Source organism: Sporolactobacillus sp. PKPK-6, assembly GCF_056678885.1.
The window spans coordinates 850,919-869,201 of the sequence record NZ_JBWXPA010000001.1 but is presented as its reverse complement, the minus strand read 5'-3'; the positions used below and the strand labels follow the sequence as shown (position 1 = coordinate 869,201).

16 protein-coding genes are annotated in these 18,283 nt (G+C 45.2%); 15 read left to right on the top strand and 1 reads right to left on the bottom strand.

Going from position 1 to position 18,283, the window contains the following annotated elements:
• The first annotated feature begins 220 nt into the window (after positions 1-220).
• From AC1MBV_RS04170 to rpoN, 3 genes are all read left to right on the top strand, one after another.
• Positions 221-769: a CotD family spore coat protein gene (locus tag AC1MBV_RS04170; RefSeq protein ID WP_480947580.1), complete on the top strand. Its 549-nt coding sequence runs from the start codon at positions 221-223 to the stop codon at positions 767-769.
• Positions 770-1,343: 574 nt separating this feature from the next.
• Entirely contained in the window at positions 1,344-2,285 is a 942-nt protein-coding gene (locus AC1MBV_RS04165) for a magnesium transporter CorA family protein (RefSeq protein ID WP_480947579.1), read from the top strand.
• Between the two features lie 254 nt (positions 2,286-2,539).
• Positions 2,540-3,850 (top strand): RNA polymerase factor sigma-54, encoded by a 1,311-nt coding sequence (gene rpoN / locus AC1MBV_RS04160; RefSeq protein ID WP_480947578.1) that lies wholly within the window; start codon positions 2,540-2,542, stop codon positions 3,848-3,850.
• 48 nt (positions 3,851-3,898) lie between these two features.
• Here the strand turns inward: rpoN and AC1MBV_RS04155 are convergent, their stop codons facing one another.
• The gene (locus AC1MBV_RS04155; protein ID WP_480947577.1) at positions 3,899-4,051 is read right to left on the bottom strand and encodes a hypothetical protein; all 153 of its coding nucleotides are present in this window, start codon (positions 4,049-4,051) and stop codon (positions 3,899-3,901) included.
• A gap of 181 nt (positions 4,052-4,232) precedes the next feature.
• Between AC1MBV_RS04155 and AC1MBV_RS04150 the strand changes: the two genes are divergently transcribed.
• The 12 genes from AC1MBV_RS04150 (at position 4,233) to treC (ending at position 18,275) form a co-directional block, all read left to right on the top strand.
• The gene (locus tag AC1MBV_RS04150) at positions 4,233-5,267 is read left to right on the top strand and encodes a sugar-binding transcriptional regulator (protein WP_255746683.1); all 1,035 of its coding nucleotides are present in this window, start codon (positions 4,233-4,235) and stop codon (positions 5,265-5,267) included.
• A gap of 15 nt (positions 5,268-5,282) precedes the next feature.
• Complete coding sequence (gap, locus tag AC1MBV_RS04145) at positions 5,283-6,290, top strand: type I glyceraldehyde-3-phosphate dehydrogenase (protein WP_255746685.1); 1,008 nt, start codon at positions 5,283-5,285, stop codon at positions 6,288-6,290.
• Positions 6,291-6,437: 147 nt separating this feature from the next.
• On the top strand, positions 6,438-7,625 hold the full coding sequence (locus AC1MBV_RS04140; protein ID WP_255746688.1) for a phosphoglycerate kinase: 1,188 nt from the start codon (positions 6,438-6,440) through the stop codon (positions 7,623-7,625).
• 51 nt (positions 7,626-7,676) lie between these two features.
• Positions 7,677-8,438 carry a triose-phosphate isomerase gene (gene tpiA / locus AC1MBV_RS04135; RefSeq protein WP_255746690.1) on the top strand — a complete coding sequence of 254 codons (762 nt, stop codon included), beginning with the start codon at positions 7,677-7,679 and terminating at the stop codon, positions 8,436-8,438.
• 113 nt (positions 8,439-8,551) lie between these two features.
• Positions 8,552-9,835, top strand: a complete 1,284-nt coding sequence (gene eno / locus AC1MBV_RS04130; RefSeq protein WP_255746692.1) for a phosphopyruvate hydratase — start codon at positions 8,552-8,554, stop codon at positions 9,833-9,835.
• A gap of 230 nt (positions 9,836-10,065) precedes the next feature.
• Positions 10,066-10,287, top strand: a complete 222-nt coding sequence (locus tag AC1MBV_RS04125) for a twin-arginine translocase TatA/TatE family subunit (protein WP_480947576.1) — start codon at positions 10,066-10,068, stop codon at positions 10,285-10,287.
• Between the two features lie 14 nt (positions 10,288-10,301).
• Positions 10,302-11,048, top strand: a complete 747-nt coding sequence (gene tatC / locus AC1MBV_RS04120) for a twin-arginine translocase subunit TatC (RefSeq protein ID WP_255746696.1) — start codon at positions 10,302-10,304, stop codon at positions 11,046-11,048.
• A 109-nt stretch (positions 11,049-11,157) separates the two neighbouring features.
• Positions 11,158-11,391 (top strand): preprotein translocase subunit SecG, encoded by a 234-nt coding sequence (gene secG, locus AC1MBV_RS04115; RefSeq protein WP_255746698.1) that lies wholly within the window; start codon positions 11,158-11,160, stop codon positions 11,389-11,391.
• A gap of 291 nt (positions 11,392-11,682) precedes the next feature.
• Complete coding sequence (locus AC1MBV_RS04110; RefSeq protein ID WP_255746700.1) at positions 11,683-12,432, top strand: alpha/beta hydrolase; 750 nt, start codon at positions 11,683-11,685, stop codon at positions 12,430-12,432.
• 19 nt (positions 12,433-12,451) lie between these two features.
• A complete protein-coding gene (gene rnr, locus AC1MBV_RS04105) occupies positions 12,452-14,803 on the top strand; it encodes a ribonuclease R (RefSeq protein WP_255746702.1) in 2,352 nt (783 codons plus the stop codon).
• A gap of 312 nt (positions 14,804-15,115) precedes the next feature.
• Entirely contained in the window at positions 15,116-16,540 is a 1,425-nt protein-coding gene (treP, locus tag AC1MBV_RS04100; protein WP_255746704.1) for a PTS system trehalose-specific EIIBC component, read from the top strand.
• Positions 16,541-16,589: 49 nt separating this feature from the next.
• Entirely contained in the window at positions 16,590-18,275 is a 1,686-nt protein-coding gene (treC, locus tag AC1MBV_RS04095) for an alpha,alpha-phosphotrehalase (protein ID WP_480947575.1), read from the top strand.
• The last annotated feature ends 8 nt before the right edge of the window (positions 18,276-18,283 follow it).

The window sequence follows — 18,283 nt, the reverse complement described above, 5'->3', positions numbered from 1 at the left end:
TTCTCGCTGACATTTGTCTATTCTAAGTGATTTACTTCGCTTTTGCAAGCGTTTTTCAAAAATCAATGAGGTAATTTAGGATGATCAACACCAACAGTTTCTCATGTTATCTGCCCAAATTTAGGCGGAACGACTAAAATTAGGTGTTCTCATTAGTGCAATGGCTTTCCTCGACTCATAGGTTATTAGTGTACTTTAATTGACGAGGAGGAGCAAAATTATGGAGGTTTCACCTTATTCAAATCAGCCTGTTTCAGGCAATATGGGAAACGTCGGAAATGTAAGCAACACGGGGAATATCGGAAATTGGGGCAATGCCGGCCCAGTCAGCCCGATGCCAAGTCCGACACATGAATATAAGTCGGAAAACAAGCCGGCTTACAAACCTGAATTTAAACCGGCTTCCAAATGCTCAACAGCACCAATGGGCTTCCCAAGTAAAGGGAAAGGTAAAGGTGGTTATGCACCCTATGGAAATGTTGCCGGAGCTGGCACAGCCCCGGGAGCTGCCGCAGGAAAAACGACTGAAAATACGCTGCATTGTCCGCCAACACAAGGCGGTACAGTCTATGATCCGCAGACCGTCAATGTTCAGCATATTTACAAGCCAGTCATTGTGAAACATATTCATCAACTGCACACGATCAGAAAAACTCATTACATCTACGAACATCAGCACTACTACCCACACACGATGTCGGAGACTTGTGATGAGTGCCACTATGACGTACAATGCGGCAAACCATGTTTTCCAAAGCCGCACTGCTGAAGTAAGGTATTTACCGCACTATTAATGAAGAAGAGCCTGTCAAAGGGCTCTTTTTCTTTACCAAGTAAAGAAACATCATGACTCGCTTGAGGGGCGCTGGACACCAATGGACATGTAAATATAAGTTGCTTCTATTTATGTATAAACCGTTTAGCGTTTTGCCTTGTTGGTTAGACGATAGACGTCATAAGATGCTGATCGCCCAATCTGAAATAGAAGGAAATTCTCCGCATCCTGCGGACGTATGGACCGGGCGCTTTTGCGCGTTCTTTCTAGTCCGCTTAAAAAGATGAAAAAATATTTTGTGTAACGTTTGCGATCAGTTTGTGTTCTTTTGGCACACCATGTATTATAGAACGTGGCGGTATTCGACCGCGCACGTAATCCGATGCGCGCCAAATACACAATTCCGCTGAAGGAAGTGATTGTTCGATGAGTTCTGATAGTTCGAGTCCAAAGCCTGGTCCCAGTCATCGGCAGGGGAAGCTTATATGGCATCAGACGCTCTTGGGCAAAATCACGGCAGCGGACAGATATCTGTGTAGGCTTCCTCTAAATTAAGAGGAGGTGCATCATGATTGATATTTATTTAACTGATGAGCAAGACAAATTGGTGAAAAAAGAAGAGCTGGTTAAAGGATGCTGGATAAATTTGACACGTCCATCCGAATTTGAAGTGCAGAAGGTTGTGGACGGTACCGGCATTCCATCGGACTTTATCCGAGACTCACTGGATGATGACGAACGCTCTCGTATTGAAAAGGAAGACGATTCGGTTCTGATCATCGTTGACTTTCCAGTGCTGATCCAAGATGAATCCGACTCAGCTCCTTATGATACGATTCCGCTTGGCATTATTGTTACGCCTTATTATTTTGTGACCGTTTGTTTGCAGAGTAATCCGATCATTGATGATTTTATTAATAATCGTATCCGGAACTTTTTTACTTATAAGAAAACACGCTTTACCCTGCAAATACTCTATGCGATTGCACGCTATTATCTCAAATACTTGAAAACCATTGATCGCAGAACGTCGCTGATCGAACGTGAACTGCATGAATCAATGAGAAATAAAGAACTTTTTGATTTGCTTAGTCTTGAAAAAACGCTGGTTTATTTCACAACATCATTGAAATCAAACAATATTGTTATGGAAAAAATGACCAAACAACGCTTCTTGCGTATGTATGAAGATGATCAGGATCTATTGGAAGACGTTATTATTGAGATTAAGCAGGCGATTGAAATGTCGGAAGTGCACAGCAATATTTTAAGCGGCATGATGGACGCGTACGCTTCCGTGATTTCAAATAATGTGAATGTGGTTATGAAATTTTTGACCACGGTTACGATTGTGCTTTCGATCCCTACGATGGTGGCGAGTTTCTGGGGTATGAATGTGGGCTCAATTCCATGGGAACATGCACCGCATGCTTTTTGGATTCCGATCAGTCTTGCTCTGGGACTTGCCGGGATTACGGCATTATTCTTCTGGAAAAAGAAATATTTTTAAACAAAAATATTGATGAAGGGATACGGCCGGAACAGCGCTGTATCCTTTTTTGGTTTCCTTCTGTTTACGTGACTGAAATGATGCACTGCAGAATCATGAAAAGCAGCCCATAAATAGTGCATTATATTTATGTGGATTGGTCTAGAGCGGTCTATTGTTCGCTAAATGATCATTAAATGTGACAAATTCCGTCAATGAAAGCGTAGTCATTTTATTGATGAATTGCTATAATAATAGTAAAGGAGGTGAGCGAGATGGGATTGGCACTCGTTCAAACGCAATCGTTAAAACTGAAAATGACGCCGGCTCTATTCCAGTCGATGACCGTGCTCCAATGTAATAATGAAGAGCTTTCGCGGATGCTCCATGAAAAAGCTTTGGAAAATCCATTGCTGCATGTCGAGGATCGCGAGGATCGCAGAGATTATTCGTCCTATTCTATAGACGGTGCTGCGAAGAGCACGTCCGACGTGATCGAGGAAACTGCGGCGAATCGTGTTGATTTTCGTGAACTGCTGCATCAAGACCTGCATCAAACACGGCTTGATCACATGCTCATGGATGCTGCCGATATCCTTATTGATTCATTAAATGACAATGGATTCATTGATGAAGATCCGCAAGCCATTCTTGATCGGTTCGGGAAGTTTGATGCGGATCCGGAAGAAGCGTTGGAGGCCGTTCAAGCCTTGGACCCTGCCGGTGTCGGTGCCCGCTCGCTCATCGAATGCCTGTGTCTGCAGCTTCGCCGACTCGATCGGCGCTGCACGCTTGCGGAAACAATCTTGACTGAGTATCGGGACTGCTTTATGACCGGAGACTGGGCAGAACTTGCTTCTTTACTCGATGTGGCACAAGCCGATATTGATGCGGCTGTTGAACAAATTCGTAAACTGAATCCGAATCCTGTGGCAACGATTCAGGATGATCCGCCGCAATATATTGTTCCTGATGTCGTCATTTCGAAAAGGGACGGCGGACTTGTTTGCGAATTGGAGGATCAATATCTCCCGACGATTTCTGTAAATATGAACGATTATACGCGCTATATGGAGGCAGCGGATGCGGAAACGAAACGTTATCTTCGCGAAAAGTTTGATGAAGCTGACTGGCTTCTCTCTGGTGTATCCCGGCGTCGGCAGACGCTGATGAAACTTGCGCAGATGGTGATGGAGCGTCAAAAAAATTACTTTTTGAGTGGAGATCAGGATTGTTTGCTTCCATTTACCATGAAACAAGCTGCCGAACAGCTTTCGGTCCATGAGTCAACAATCAGTCGGGCAGCTGCCGGAAAATATGTTCAAACGAATTTCGGCGTTCTTCCGATGAAAAATTTCTTTGTCCGTGCTGTGCGTGCGGAACACGGAACCGTATCTGCCTTTCAAATTCAAAACGAAATTAAGCATCTGGTCAAAATGGAAGATCGCAGAAAACCGCTGTCTGATCAGAATATTACCCGGCTTCTTGAAAAATCAGGGATTCGCTGTTCCAGACGAGTCGTTGCGAAGTACAGGGCAAGCTGTGGAATTGGATCGACAATTGAACGCAGAGCAGCCTACAATTAAAAAATGTTGGGACTGGTTGAGTCCCAATTTGATTGGCGTTGTAAAATTTTACAACGCTTTCTTTGTTTCCTTTTGTCGAAACAGGGTATACTTCACATGGACAAAAAAGCCGCAAGAGAAGATCCGGACAAGCATGCAATCAATCGTGCAGATGTGACATTTTTCAAAATTTGCAGACAGTTTCGATTTAACAAGCCGCATTAAATCAACATTTTTTATAATGTGACGATTCTGCGTCATTGAAATGCCTATACAAAACATTTACATGATTATGCTTGTAAACAATGGCGAAAGTTGCTATCATGAAACATGGAGCAGATGGGACATAAATTGACTGTGTGGGACATTTTGAGACCTGAACAGGTCGATCGAGGGGGACGCTGTGGAACATTTGCTTGATCTTCAAAAAAGGCTGATCCCCGATGTCTTAGACATAATGTCCAGTCGCTACCGTATTCTTCAATCTCTTCATTTTCTTCAGCCGATCGGCAGACGGAGTTTGTCATCTCATTTAGGCATGACTGAGCGGGTTCTGCGCGGCGAAGTCACGTTCCTGAGCCAGCAAGGGCTTATCCAAATGGCGTCAAGCGGCATGTATCTGACGGAAAACGGAGAAGCCATTGTTAAGGCTCTTGGCACTGTGATGAAGAATATTTCCGGATTGAAGAACATGGAGAAGCAACTGGAAGAAGTTCTCGGCGTTTCCAAAGTTGTCATTGTCTCTGGCGACAGTGATCAGTACGCGACTGTCAAGAATGAGATGGGGCTGGCCTGCGTCAAGGAAATCGAACGCGCACTAGGTGAAGTCAACATTGTTGCGGTGACCGGGGGCTCAACGCTCGCAGCCGCTGCTGAAATGATGCACCCGCTTAGAAGAGCGCACCAGGATCTCCTGTTTGTATCGGCGAGAGGCGGTCTTGGCGAGAAGGTCGAAAATCAAGCGAACACGATCTGCGCTAAAATGGCGGAAAAAGCTGAAGGGCGCTATCATCTGCTCCACGTTCCCGATCAGCTCAGTGACGAGTCCTATCACAGCTTGATGGAAGAGCCCAGTATTCATCGGGTCCTGCAGCACGTCCGTCGTGCAACCATCATCGTGCACGGCATTGGTGATGCAAAAACGATGGCAATCCGCCGTCATTCCGGTGAAGAAATTCTCAAAAGAGTCGACACGGAACATGCTGTGGCCGAGGCTTTTGGCTATTTCTTTGATCAGACGGGTCGCGTCATTCACAAAGTTCAGACCATTGGATTGCAGTGGGAAGATCTGTTTGGCGCGCACGCAGTGATTGCCGTGGCCGGGGGCAAGTCTAAGGCTGAGGCAATTCAGGCTTACTTTAAGAAAGGTCCCGATTCCGTGCTTATCACGGATGAAGGGGCAGCACAAGAGATTTTAAAAAATTTCCAAACCATTTAGGAGGTCATTATTAACATGACAGTTAAAGTTGGTATTAACGGTTTCGGACGTATCGGTCGTCTTGCTTTCAGAAGAATTCAGGATGTTCCAGAATTGGAAGTTGTTGCAGTTAACGACCTTACAGATCCAGCAATGCTCGCTAACCTGCTGAAATATGATACAACTCAAGGCCGTTTCAATGGCGAAGTTAAAGTAGAAGATGGCTACTTCGTAGTTAACGGCAAGAAAGTAAAAGTTCTCTCACAACGTGACCCTGCTGAATTGCCATGGGGCGAACTCGGCGTTGACATCGTTCTTGAATGCACAGGCTTCTTCACTTCGAAAGAAAAAGCTGAAGCACACATCAAGGGCGGCGCTAAGAAAGTCGTTATCTCTGCTCCTGCAAAGGGCGATCTGAAGACAATCGTATTCAACGTAAACAACGATTCACTCGATGGCTCAGAAACAGTTATTTCCGGTGCATCTTGCACAACGAACTCTTTGGCTCCTGTTGCTAAAGTATTGAATGACAAATTCGGCATCGAAAAAGGCTTGATGACTACGGTTCACGCTTACACAGGCGACCAAATGACTCTTGACGGCCCGCACAGAGGCGGCGACCTTCGTCGTGCACGTGCCGCTGCTGAAAACATCGTACCTGCTTCTTCAGGTGCTGCTGCAGCCGTTGCTCTTGTTATCCCTGAATTGAAAGGCAAATTCGACGGATCTGCTCAACGTGTTCCAGTTAAATCAGGTTCTGTAACGCTGCTTTACGCAACGCTTGCTAAGAACACAACTGTAGAAGAAATCAACGAATCGATCAAAGCTGCATCTAACGAAACTCTTGGCTACAACGAAGATCCAATCGTTTCTTCTGACGTCATCGGTATTACTTACGGCTCTCTGTTTGACGCAACTCAAACAAAGATTCTTGACGTAGACGGCAAGCAACTCGTTCAGGTTGTTGCATGGTATGACAACGAAATGTCTTATACTTCACAACTTGTTCGTACGCTCGAATACTTCGCAAAGCTTGCAAAATAAGTATTGCCTAACTTTTTGAATAGAACTTGAATAGCGGAAACCTTAGTTGTTTCCGCTTTTTTGATGAATACTGTTCTTATCGGCGGTGGGCACGGACTGCAGCCTTGCCCCAGTGTCCGATGAAATATAGCGAAAGAGGGTCTAGGCATGGCAAAGAAAACCATTAAAGACATTGACGTTAAAGGCAAGAAAGTTTTCTGCCGTTGCGACTTCAATGTTCCGCTTAGCGGTACGACGGTTACGGACGACACACGTATTCGTGCGGCGCTCCCTACCATCAACTATTTGATCGAAAACGGTGCAAAAGTTATTCTTGCTTCTCACCTCGGCCGTCCTACGGCTGAAGACAAGGATTCCTTCAAAATGGATCCTGTCGCAAAACGCTTGAGCGAATTGCTCGGCAAACCAGTTGCTAAAACGGACCAAGTAGTCGGACCGGAAGTTGATGCAGCTGTTGCAAAATTAAACGAAGGCGATGTTCTTCTTCTTGAAAACGTTCGTTTTGAAAAAGGCGAAAAGAAGAACGATCCTGAACTTGCAAAAGCATTCGCTGCGCTTGCAGACGTTTACGTCAACGACGCATTCGGTTCTGCACACCGTGCGCATGCATCAACAGCAGGCATCGCTGAATATCTTCCTGCAGTCGCAGGCTTCCTTCTCGAAAAGGAATTGAAGATTCTTGGTGCTTCTCTCGAAAATCCGAAACATCCGTTCACTGCCATCATTGGCGGTGCGAAAGTAACCGACAAAATCGGCGTTATCGAAAATCTGCTTGACAAAGTAGATACTTTAATCGTCGGCGGCGGACTTTCTTATACGTTTGTTAAGGCACAGGGCTACGAAATCGGCAAGTCTCTGCTCGACAAAGACAAACTTGATCTCGCTAAGAAATTCCTTGCACTTGCAAAAGAAAAAGGTGTTAATTTCTTGACTCCTGTTGATACAGTCATTGCTGATGAATTCTCCGAAACAGCTAACAAAGACGTTGTCGATATCGACAAAATGCCTGCAGGCTGGCTCGGCGTAGACATCGGACCGAAGACGGTTGCTCTGTATGCAGACGCAATCAAAAAGTCCAAACTTGTTGTTTGGAACGGACCAATGGGTATTTTCGAAATGGAACCTTATGCTAAGGGTACTGAAGCAGTTGCTAAAGCACTTGCTGAAGCAACTGATGCAACAACGATCATCGGCGGCGGCGATTCTGCAGCAGCTGTTGAGAAATTCCATCTTGCAGACAAAATGACGCACATTTCAACCGGCGGCGGCGCTTCTCTTGAACTCATGGAAGGCAAAGTACTTCCAGGCGTTGCAGCCCTTGATGACGCTGAATAATCAGGACAAGATAACTAAGAAATAACCGCAAGAAAGGGTAGGTGTTCTTTCATGTCACGTAAACCGATTATTGCCGGAAACTGGAAGATGAACAAAACAGTTAAGGAAGCACACGAATTTGTTGAGGCAGTTAAGGACAAGGTTCCTTCTGCTGAACTCGTTGATTCTGTTGTTGCCGCTCCTTTTCTCGCTTTGGACCGCATTGTTGCGGACGCAAAGGGCTCAGATCTGAAAATCAGTGCTGAGAATGTTCACTTTGAAGAATCCGGTGCATTTACCGGTGAAGTCAGCCCGGTTATGCTTGAAGATCTAGGTGTTCAATACACGATCATCGGCCACTCTGAAAGAAGAGCGATGTTCGCTGAAACGGACGAAACAGTTAACAAAAAGGTGCTTGCATCCTTTGCACATCACCTCGTTCCGATTGTCTGTGTTGGTGAAACACTAGACGAACGCGAAGGCGGCAAATGGCAATCCGTTGTCAAGAACCAAGTAACAAAAGCATTTGCAGGTGTTCCAAGCGATCAGGCTTCTGACGTTGTTGTCGCTTATGAACCAATCTGGGCGATCGGCACAGGCAAATCTGCTTCGGATGAAGATGCTAACGAAGTTTGCGCTTATATCCGCACAACAATCGCAGCTCTTTATGACGAAGCAACCGCTGCAAAAGTTAGAATTCAATACGGCGGCAGCGTAAAACCGGCAACAATCGCCGGATTGCTCGCTCAGTCTGATATCGACGGCGCACTTGTCGGCGGTGCCAGCTTGCAGCCTGAATCATTCCTTGCACTGCTTAATGCAGTAAAAGGCTGATTCAAAATCAGTTTTATTGAAAATGATGTTTGAAGTCGTTCGTTATCGTCCGGACATAACGATCGATAACCAAAGTACTGTATAAATTTATATGAGGATAAGGAGAGATATGAATGTCTCAAATCGTTGAAGTTTACGGTCGCGAAGTTCTTGACTCACGCGGCAACCCAACTGTTGAAGTTGAAGTTTATACAGAAGACGGCGGCAAAGGCCGCGCACTTGTTCCAAGTGGTGCTTCTACCGGCGAACACGAAGCCGTTGAATTGCGTGACGGCGACAAGAGCCGTTTCGGCGGCAAAGGCGTTCTGAAAGCTGTAAAGAACGTTAACGAATTAATCGCTCCTGAAGTAATCGGCATGGAAGTTCAAGACCAAGTAGCTCTTGACCAAGCAATGATCGATCTTGACGGAACGGAAAACAAAGGCAAATTAGGCGCTAACGCTATTCTTGGTGTATCTCTTGCTGCTGCTAACGCTGCTGCAGACGAACTTGGTGTTCCGCTTTACCGTTACCTCGGCGGCGTAAACTCTAAAGTTCTTCCTACACCAATGATGAACATCCTTAATGGCGGCAAGCACGCTGACAACAGCGTAGACTTCCAGGAATTCATGATCATGCCTGTAGGCGCAGATTCCATCAAGGAAGCTGTTCGCATCGGTGCTGAAGTATATCACGCTTTGAAATCGGTTCTTTCTGCTAAGGGTCACCTGACAGCTGTCGGCGATGAAGGCGGTTTTGCTCCTAACCTTAAGAACAACGAAGAAGTTCTTGACACGATTCTTGAAGCAATCGAAAAAGCAGGTTACAAACCGGGCGTTGACGTTAAGCTCGCAATCGACCCAGCTTCTTCTGAATTGTTCGAAGACGGCAAGTACAACTTCAAAGGCGAAGGCGTTGTAAGAACGACCGACGAAATGATCGAATACTACACCAAATTGGTTGAAAAATATCCGATCATCTCGATCGAAGACGGCCTCGATGAAAACGATTGGGAAGGCTGGCAAAAACTTACCAAGGCAATTGGTGACAAAGTTCAACTCGTCGGCGACGACCTGTTTGTAACGAACACTGACTACCTGAAGAAAGGTATCGACCTTGGCGTTGCCAACTCGATCCTTATCAAGGTTAACCAAATTGGTACGCTGACGGAAACGTTGAACGCAATCCAAATGGCTCAAAAGGCTGGCTACACTGCAGTTGTTTCTCACCGTTCCGGTGAAACTGAAGATACGTCAATCGCTGATATCGTTGTTGCAACGAATGCAGGCGAAATTAAGACTGGTTCTCTTGCAAGAACTGACCGTATCGCTAAGTACAACCAGTTGATCAGAATCGAAGACGATCTCGCTTCTTCTGCTGAATACCTTGGCGATGCTTCATTCTACAACATTAAGTAAGATCGATTCTAATTAAAGAATCTTTAGTCAAAGAACAGGATCCATCATTCATGGATCCTGTTCTTTTTTTGTTAAATAAATCCTCATGTTTTGGTTCTGAACATAAGTCGCCTTGATAAAGAAACAAAAAAATTGACGAATCAACAGTAATCGTGCGAAGATCAAAATGAATATTGTGAGGTAAGTCACTTTGAAAAAATGGAAGATTTGACAATAAAGAGGTGTGTCTAATGGGTTTTTCAGGTATTGGTATTCCCGGTCTTATTCTCATTCTGGTGATTGCGCTTGTCATTTTCGGACCGTCAAAGCTTCCTGAGATTGGAAAATCTTTCGGAAAGACGCTGAAGGAGTTTAAAAAAGCAACGCAAGGACTTGGCGATGATCAATCGGATCAGCGTAATAAAACGATAATTACCGAAGCGGAGAAGACAAGCAACGAAAAAAAGGGTTAAGGAACTGGTAACAGATGACTGAAAAAAATATGTCGCTCATTGAACATTTCAATGAGCTGCGAAAACGAATCATTTCTGTTTTCGTTGTCTTTGTCTTAAGCGCCGCCGCTATGCTTTTTTTTACAAAAAACTTCTATCTTTGGCTCGTTAGTGATCTGGGTGTCTCTAATAAGTTGGCTGTGCTCGGACCGACGGATATTGTCAGCGTCTATTTTTTGATCGCCGGCGTTGTTGCAATAGCTGTAACCATTCCGTTTGCGGCGTGGCAGCTTTGGCTGTTTGTAGCCCCGGCTTTAAGTAAGAACGAGCGTAAATTGACGCTTTCTTACATACCGGCGATTTTCTTGCTCTTTATAGGAGGAATCGTCTTTGGCTACGAAATTGTTTTTCCGAACATCCTTCATTTTCTTCTTGGCATGAACGACGATATGTTCCAAGTGCTTTTTACAACGGATCGCTATTTTCGATTTATGATTAACGTTGTTTTACCGTTCGGAGTTTTGTTTGAAATGCCGGTGATCGTGGTGTTTTTGACCAATTTAGGTATCTTGACGCCGATACTTATGAAAAAAATGCGCAGAATTGCCTATTTTGTGCTGATCGTCATTGGCGTCGTGTTGTCGCCGCCGGATTTTGTTTCCGATACGGTCATGTCGATTCCACTTTTACTCCTCTATGAGATTTGCGTGACGGTTGCGACTATTACTTATAAACGGAAGCAGCGAAGAATGGACAGGGTTGCAGATCAAATGAACGATTGATCTGCGCGGTTAAAAATCATCCGTGGCCGGTTGCTCTTGGCACTTCGGTATGGTACATTAAAACTAATGACTGAATGAACGTTGATTCGAAGATAAGGGGTACACATCGATGCATACATTTTTATTAACGGTTATGATTATTTCAGCTGTTGTAGTCATTGCACTCGTTTTGATTCAAAGAAGTCAGGGCGACGGGTTGTCCGAAGCAATTACTGGTGGAGCTGAACAATTATTCAGCAAGCAAAAAGCGAGAGGCATTGAAGTCGGCATTAAAAGGCTGACGATTTTCTTCTCAATTGTCTTTTTTGCCTGCGCGTTTTTAATTGGCTACTATTTTAAATAATGCCAGTAAGTAAAACCGGAGCGGATACTCCGGTTTTTATTTTAATTCGAACTTGACAAGGGAACCGTCCATGCGGACTTGTCCGGCTAAAACTTCCGGTTTCCTTTAGACCTGGCAGAAGATATAGCGTATAATATATTTTGGAAGAAGATGCCTATTTCATTTCAATATGCTGTTCATTCATGCTGATCGCGATTGACTCTTTATAGAAGCAAAGTTCGCGTGAAACAGGGATAGAGAACGTGTGGAATAAGGCAAAAGCGGATCTTTTGTTTAGGGGATGAGGGAAGGATGGAATTAAAACGTCCAAAGCCATTTTTCCTTGAATCCGGACCGCGTGCTGTACTGTTGCTGCATGGATTTACAGGCAATTCGATTGATGTCCGGCAGCTCGGACGCTACTTGAATCAGCGCGGGTACACATGCTGCGGACCGATTTATTCCGGTCATGGCGGACCACCGGAGGAATTACTCAAAACAGGACCTAAAGAGTGGTGGCAGGACGTTTGCCGTGCTGTCGAACACTTGCAGCAAACTGGGCATACTGAATTTGCGGTTTGCGGTCTTTCATTAGGCGGGGTATTTTCACTCAAATGTGGATACACTTTTTCAGTGAAGGGTATTATTCCAATGTGCGCTCCGGCTTATTCCGCAATGCGTGACCGCTTGGTTGCCGGTACGACGGCATACGCACGTACGTACAAGCAGTATCAAGGAAAAAGCGGTGAAGAAATAACCGTCGAATTGCAAGAATTCAGACGTCGAATCCCGGTTGTTCTGGATCAATTATCCGCTCTGATTGACAATGTCAGGGAAGAAAGCCATAAAATTACGGCTCCTGCTCTGATTATTCAGGCGCAAAAGGATGAAATGATTAACCCGGAAAGCGCACACTATTATTATGATTCCATTCATTCTACAAACAAGCAATTAAAGTGGTACGAAAATTCAACACACGTGATTACGTTAGGAACAGAGAAAGTGCAACTGCACAAGGATATCTATGCGTTTCTTGAAAGCCTAGATTGGTCTGTTTCCTAAGTATAGGGAGGTTAACGACATGGCGGAAGAACGCATTCAGAAAATCCTGAATTATATGCGAGAAGAAACTTACCGGCCGATGACATTAAAAGAACTGGAAGCTGCTTTTGGAGCAGAACAGCCGGAGGACTTCACTAATTTTGTGAAAGAAATGAATGAAATGGAAGAGCAGGGACTTGTGATCCGTACACGTTCGGATCGCTACGGTCTGCCTGAAAAAATGAGCTTAATGACCGGCCGTGTACAAGCACACGCTAAGGGCTTTGCATTTATTATTCCGGAAGAAGACGAAAAACTGGATGATGTATTTGTCAGCCCAAACGATCTCGCCGGCGCTATGAACGGAGACACGGTTGTTATTCGTGTGTCTCACAAAACATCAGGTGAACGTCCTGAAGGTACCGTCATCCGAATTCTTGAGCGAGCAATCACCAAGGTCGTCGGAACCTTTAATGCCGGGAAGCATTTTGGTTTTGTCATTCCGGACGACAATAAAATTACCGGAGACATTTTTATTCCGGAAAATGCGGAACACGGTGCAATGGAAGGCCATAAAGTCGTTGCTGAAATCACGAAATATCCGGAAGGCCGCAAAAATGCTGAAGGTATGGTTACTCAGATTCTCGGTCATAAGAATGATCCCGGTGTCGATATACTATCCATTATTTACAAGCATGATTTGCCGCTTGAATATCCGCCGGAAGTTCTATCCGAAGCTGAAGCGATTCCGGATGAACTGTCGGAGAAGGATTATATTGGCCGCCGTGATTTACGTGAAGAGACGATCGTGACAATCGATGGTGAAGATTCCAAGGATTTGGATGATGCGGTAACGGTCTCTCGTTTGGACAACGGCAACTATAAGTTAGGCGTACATATTGCGGACGTCAGCTATTATGTGACAGAAGGATCAGCACTGGATGCGGAAGCATACGAACGCGGAACGAGTGTGTATCTTGTTGACCGCGTGATTCCAATGATTCCGCATCGTCTGTCGAACGGAATCTGCAGTTTGAATCCGCATGTTGACCGTTTAACGATCAGTTGCGAGATGGAGATCAATCCGCAGGGCATTGTTGTCGGCCATGATATTTTCCCGAGTGTCATTCGTTCGACAGAACGCATGACCTACAACAATGTGCGCAAGATTTTGAAACGCGAAGACGATGAAGTGCTGGAACGTTATAAAGACATGATTCCATTCTTTGATCTCATGGCAGAACTAGCCGGTATTCTTGAAAAGCATCGCCAAGATCGCGGCGCGATTGACTTCGATTTCACAGAAGCAAAGATTATTGTCGATGAACAAGGCAAGCCGGTGGATGTTGTCGTTCGTGAACGAACGATTGCTGAGCGCTTAATCGAGTCTTTCATGCTGGCGGCTAACGAAACGGTTGCTGAGCATGTAGACAAGCTACATCTACCGTTCATCTATCGTGTTCACGAAGAACCAAACCCGGAACGTTTGGAAAAGTTCTTTGATTTCGTTGTTAACTTCGGCTATGTGCTGCACGGTTCGCCGGATAAAGTACATCCGCGTACGCTGCAGTCCTTGCTTGAAAAAGCAAAAGGGCAGCCGGAAGAAGCGGTTATCAGTACCGTGATGCTGCGCTCGATGGCCAAGGCAAAATATGATGACAAATGTTTGGGACACTTCGGTTTGTCAACGGAATATTACACACACTTTACATCGCCAATCCGTCGTTATCCGGATTTGACGGTTCACCGTCTTCTGCGCAAATATCTGTTTGAGAAGAAAACGGATCCGAAGACATTGGCCTACTGGAAAGGTGAAATGCCGGAAATTGCGAAGCATACCTCCGAATGCGAACAGCATGCGGTTGAAGCGGAACGTGATACAGATGACTTGAAGAAAGCTGAGTATATGCAGGACAAGGTTGGAGAGACATTTAATGGTGTGGTCAGTGGTGTCACCAACTTCGGACTGTTTGTTGAATTACCGAACACGATCGAAGGACTTGTCCATATCAGTTATCTGACCGATGATTATTATCACTACAGTGAAGAGAATATGGCACTGATGGGCGAGCGAACCGGTCATATGTACCGGATCGGTGACGAAATTGAAGTTCGTGTGCTGGCTGTTAATCTGGATGAACATGCGGTCGACTTTGAAGTTGTGGGCATGAAACCGCAGAAGCCGCGTCAGAAAAAATCACGACCGACAATTATCCAAGGAAAAACCGGACCGAGCAATGGCCCCGGCAAGAAACGGTTCGGCGACAAAAACGGGGGCAGACATTCTGATTCGCGAGGTGGAAGCCGCAGTGGCCGTGGAGGTCGAGGCGGAAATAATCGTGGTTCAGGTCAAGGAAATTCCTATTCGAACAATAACAGCAAAAGTAAATAAGAGATAATAGGTGCCTCGGCATCCGAATCTTTGAATTCGGAGGTCGGGGCTTTTTACTTTCCATAGATACTGACATTTTATAAATGGACAAGCATTTATCTATACAAATCATATTATATAAATCATTTGACTATACAAATAAAAATGAAAGCGTTATACTTACAAATGTAGTAAATAGCTGAGCGGACATCTAGGCATTGCAACGGCCGTGTAGTGCTGAAATGCAGCTCAATTTATAGGGAAATAAATGAAAACGTTTTATAAAAATAATCTCGCACTAATTTGCAGAATCATAAAACAGGAGTGATTCGTATGGCAGTCATTAATGAAGAATCGGTTAATCAGATCATTGATACGGTCGGCGGTCGTGAAAATATTAGCGCCGCGACGCATTGCGTTACCCGGCTGCGTTTAATCTTAAAGGACGAAAATAAAGTAAACAAAGAAGAACTTGATAAGATTGACCTGGTCAAAGGCTTTTTCTCAGCAAATGGTCAATTTCAGATCGTGATTGGAAATGGTACCGTTGACAAGGTATATGATTTATTTGTTCGTTTAACGGGAATCGGCGAATCTTCAAAACAAGAAGTAAAAGATGCGGCGGCAGAAAAAATGAATCCGCTGCAGAAGGGGATTAAAACGCTGGCAGATATTTTCATCCCTATTCTTCCTGCAATCGTGACTGCCGGCTTGCTGATGGGCATTAACAACGTGCTTGCAAATCCGGGGATTTTCTTTAAAGAATCAGTGGTGCAAGCCTATCCACAGTGGAAAGATTTTGCTGATATTATTCTGGTCATCGCAAATACGTCTTTCGTCTTTCTGCCTGCACTGATCGGTTGGTCCGCAGTGAAGAAATTCGGCGGCAACCCATTGCTAGGCATCGTGCTCGGTCTTGTACTCGTTCACCCATCACTGTTGAATGCCTACAGCCTGGCAGAAGCACAGACCAAGGGCACCGTTCCGATTTGGAATCTGTTCGGACTGCACATTGACAAAGTCGGTTATCAAGGACAAGTGCTTCCAGTACTCGTTGCTTCTTATGTGCTTGCGAAAATTGAAGTTTATTTGAAAAAACATGTCACGGATTCCATCCAGCTGCTTGTCGTGGCTCCGGTTGCGTTGCTTGTCACCGGTTTGCTTTCCTTTACGATTATCGGACCTGTGACTCTGCAGCTGGCGAACTGGATCACAGCCGGCATCGTTGGTTTGTTCCATTACGTTCCGATTCTTGGCGGTTTGGTTTACGGATTCTTCTATGGCGTACTGGTTATCACGGGTATGCATCAGATTTTTCTTGCTGTTGACCTCCAGTTGATCGGAAGCACCGGTTCGACATTCCTATGGCCGATGCTTGCATTGTCAAACATTGCGCAAGGCGCGGCAGCTTTTGCCATTTTCCTAATGGCTCGTGACGCCAAATTGAAAGGGCTCGCGATGACATCCTCAGTTTCTGCATGGCTTGGTATTACGGAACCGGCGATGTTCGGGGTTAACCTGAGATTCCGCTATCCATTTCTTGCGGCAATTATCAGTTCAGGTATTGCCGGTGCATTCATTACCTTGTGCAGCGTTAAGGCAACATCAATCGGTATCGGTGGATTGCCGGGCTTTCTGTCAATCATTCCGAAATATTGGGGACCATTTTTCATCGGTATGCTGATCGTATTGATCCTGCCATTTATTCTGACGTACATTTTTTCTAAATTCAGCAAGAAGTCGATTGACGAAGGGTAACGCTAAAGAGATCAGGGTGCAAAGTAAAAAAGAGACAGGGTGTGACGATATGAATGAAGATTGGTGGAAAAAGGCAACCGTTTATCAAATCTATCCGAAGAGTTTCATGGATACAAATGGAGACGGTATCGGCGATATTAATGGAATCATCGAGAAACTGGATTATTTGAAAAAGCTTGGTGTCGATGTCCTTTGGCTGACGCCGATGTATCGATCACCGCAAAACGACAATGGCTATGATATCAGCGATTACTACAGTCTGCAGCCGGAGTACGGAACGATGGAGGATTTGAAACGCTTATTCTCTGAGGCACATCAGAGAGAACTGAAAATCGTTATGGATATCGTCGTCAATCATACATCAACAGAGCATTCTTGGTTCAAGGCTGCGCTGAGCAGTGCCGACAGTCCGTATCGTGATTATTATATTTGGCGCGATCCATCCAAAGATGGCGGAATGCCAAACAATTGGCAGTCGAAATTCGGAGGACCGGCTTGGGAGCTGGATGAAAAAAGCGGGCAGTATTATCTGCATCTGTATGACGTCAGCCAAGCGGATTTGAATTGGGAAAACAAAGCCGTCCGTGATGATGTTTACAAGATGATGAATTTCTGGGTTGATCAGGGTGTGGATGGTTTCCGCCTCGACGTGATCAATGTCATTTCAAAGGATCAGCGTTTTCCGGATGATCATGATCCGAAATCGCCTGGAGACGGTCGGCCGTTTTATACGGACGGACCGCGAATTCATGAGTTTCTGCATGAGATGAATCAACGGGTATTCAGCAGACGTGCGGGAACCGTTACCGTTGGCGAGATGTCCTCAACAACGGTTGACAATTGTATCCATTACACGAATCCGAAGTATGAAGAGCTTAGTATGGCCTTCAATTTTCACCATTTGAAGGTCGACTATCCCAATGGCCAGAAGTGGGCGCTCGGGAAATTAAGACTTGTTGATTTGAAAAAGGTTCTGGAAGAGTGGCAAAAAGGCATGCATGACGGCGGGGGCTGGAATGCGCTCTTCTGGTGCAATCACGATCAGCCGCGGATTGTATCTCGATTCGGCGATGAGGGTGAATACCGAATTGAATCTGCGAAAATGCTCGCCACTACCTTGCATATGCTGCAAGGTACACCGTATATCTATCAAGGCGAAGAAATTGGAATGACCAACCCGAACTTCAAGCGTATTGATGACTATCGGGATGTGGAATCGCTCAACGCCTATAAACTTCTTCGGGAAGAGGGCAAGTCTGAAAAGGAAATTTTGGCGATTCTCCGGCAAAAATCGAGAGACAATGGTCGGACGCCGGTGCAATGGAATGCGAGCGAGCATGGCGGGTTTACCCTAGGCAAGCCATGGATTGATGCCGCAAATAATTATAAAGTCATAAATGCCGAAGCGGCACTGAACGATCTGAATTCTGTCTATTATCACTATCAGAAGCTGATCGCTCTTCGCAAAAGGTTCGATGTGATCGTTAACGGTGATTTCCAGCTGCTGCTTCCCGAGGATCCGCAAATTTTCGCCTATCTTCGTAACGGGGTAAGTGATCGGTTGCTTGTCGTCAGCAATTTTGCCAATGCCAACGCAAAATTCTCTGTACCTCAAGAATTAGCAGGTGCTCAAAGTGAAGTGCTGATCAGTAATTATTCTGATACCTCGGAACAGCTGCAGGATCTGAAGCTTCGTCCTTATGAATCAGTGGTTTACCATCTTGAAGGTAAATGAGGAAGTTC

Excerpts from the sequence above, each read along its gene's own strand:
- AC1MBV_RS04170 (WP_480947580.1), top strand. The coding sequence starts at position 221 with ATGGAGGTTTCACCTTATTCAAATCAGCCTGTTTCAGGCAATATGGGA.
- AC1MBV_RS04165 (WP_480947579.1), top strand. The coding sequence starts at position 1,344 with ATGATTGATATTTATTTAACTGATGAGCAAGACAAATTGGTGAAAAAA.
- rpoN (WP_480947578.1), top strand. The coding sequence starts at position 2,540 with ATGGGATTGGCACTCGTTCAAACGCAATCGTTAAAACTGAAAATGACG.
- AC1MBV_RS04155 (WP_480947577.1), bottom strand. The coding sequence starts at position 4,051 with ATGCGGCTTGTTAAATCGAAACTGTCTGCAAATTTTGAAAAATGTCAC.
- gap (WP_255746685.1), top strand. The coding sequence starts at position 5,283 with ATGACAGTTAAAGTTGGTATTAACGGTTTCGGACGTATCGGTCGTCTT.
- AC1MBV_RS04140 (WP_255746688.1), top strand. The coding sequence starts at position 6,438 with ATGGCAAAGAAAACCATTAAAGACATTGACGTTAAAGGCAAGAAAGTT.
- tpiA (WP_255746690.1), top strand. The coding sequence starts at position 7,677 with ATGTCACGTAAACCGATTATTGCCGGAAACTGGAAGATGAACAAAACA.
- eno (WP_255746692.1), top strand. The coding sequence starts at position 8,552 with ATGTCTCAAATCGTTGAAGTTTACGGTCGCGAAGTTCTTGACTCACGC.
- AC1MBV_RS04125 (WP_480947576.1), top strand. The coding sequence starts at position 10,066 with ATGGGTTTTTCAGGTATTGGTATTCCCGGTCTTATTCTCATTCTGGTG.
- tatC (WP_255746696.1), top strand. The coding sequence starts at position 10,302 with ATGACTGAAAAAAATATGTCGCTCATTGAACATTTCAATGAGCTGCGA.
- secG (WP_255746698.1), top strand. The coding sequence starts at position 11,158 with ATGCATACATTTTTATTAACGGTTATGATTATTTCAGCTGTTGTAGTC.
- AC1MBV_RS04110 (WP_255746700.1), top strand. The coding sequence starts at position 11,683 with ATGGAATTAAAACGTCCAAAGCCATTTTTCCTTGAATCCGGACCGCGT.
- rnr (WP_255746702.1), top strand. The coding sequence starts at position 12,452 with ATGGCGGAAGAACGCATTCAGAAAATCCTGAATTATATGCGAGAAGAA.
- treP (WP_255746704.1), top strand. The coding sequence starts at position 15,116 with ATGGCAGTCATTAATGAAGAATCGGTTAATCAGATCATTGATACGGTC.
- treC (WP_480947575.1), top strand. The coding sequence starts at position 16,590 with ATGAATGAAGATTGGTGGAAAAAGGCAACCGTTTATCAAATCTATCCG.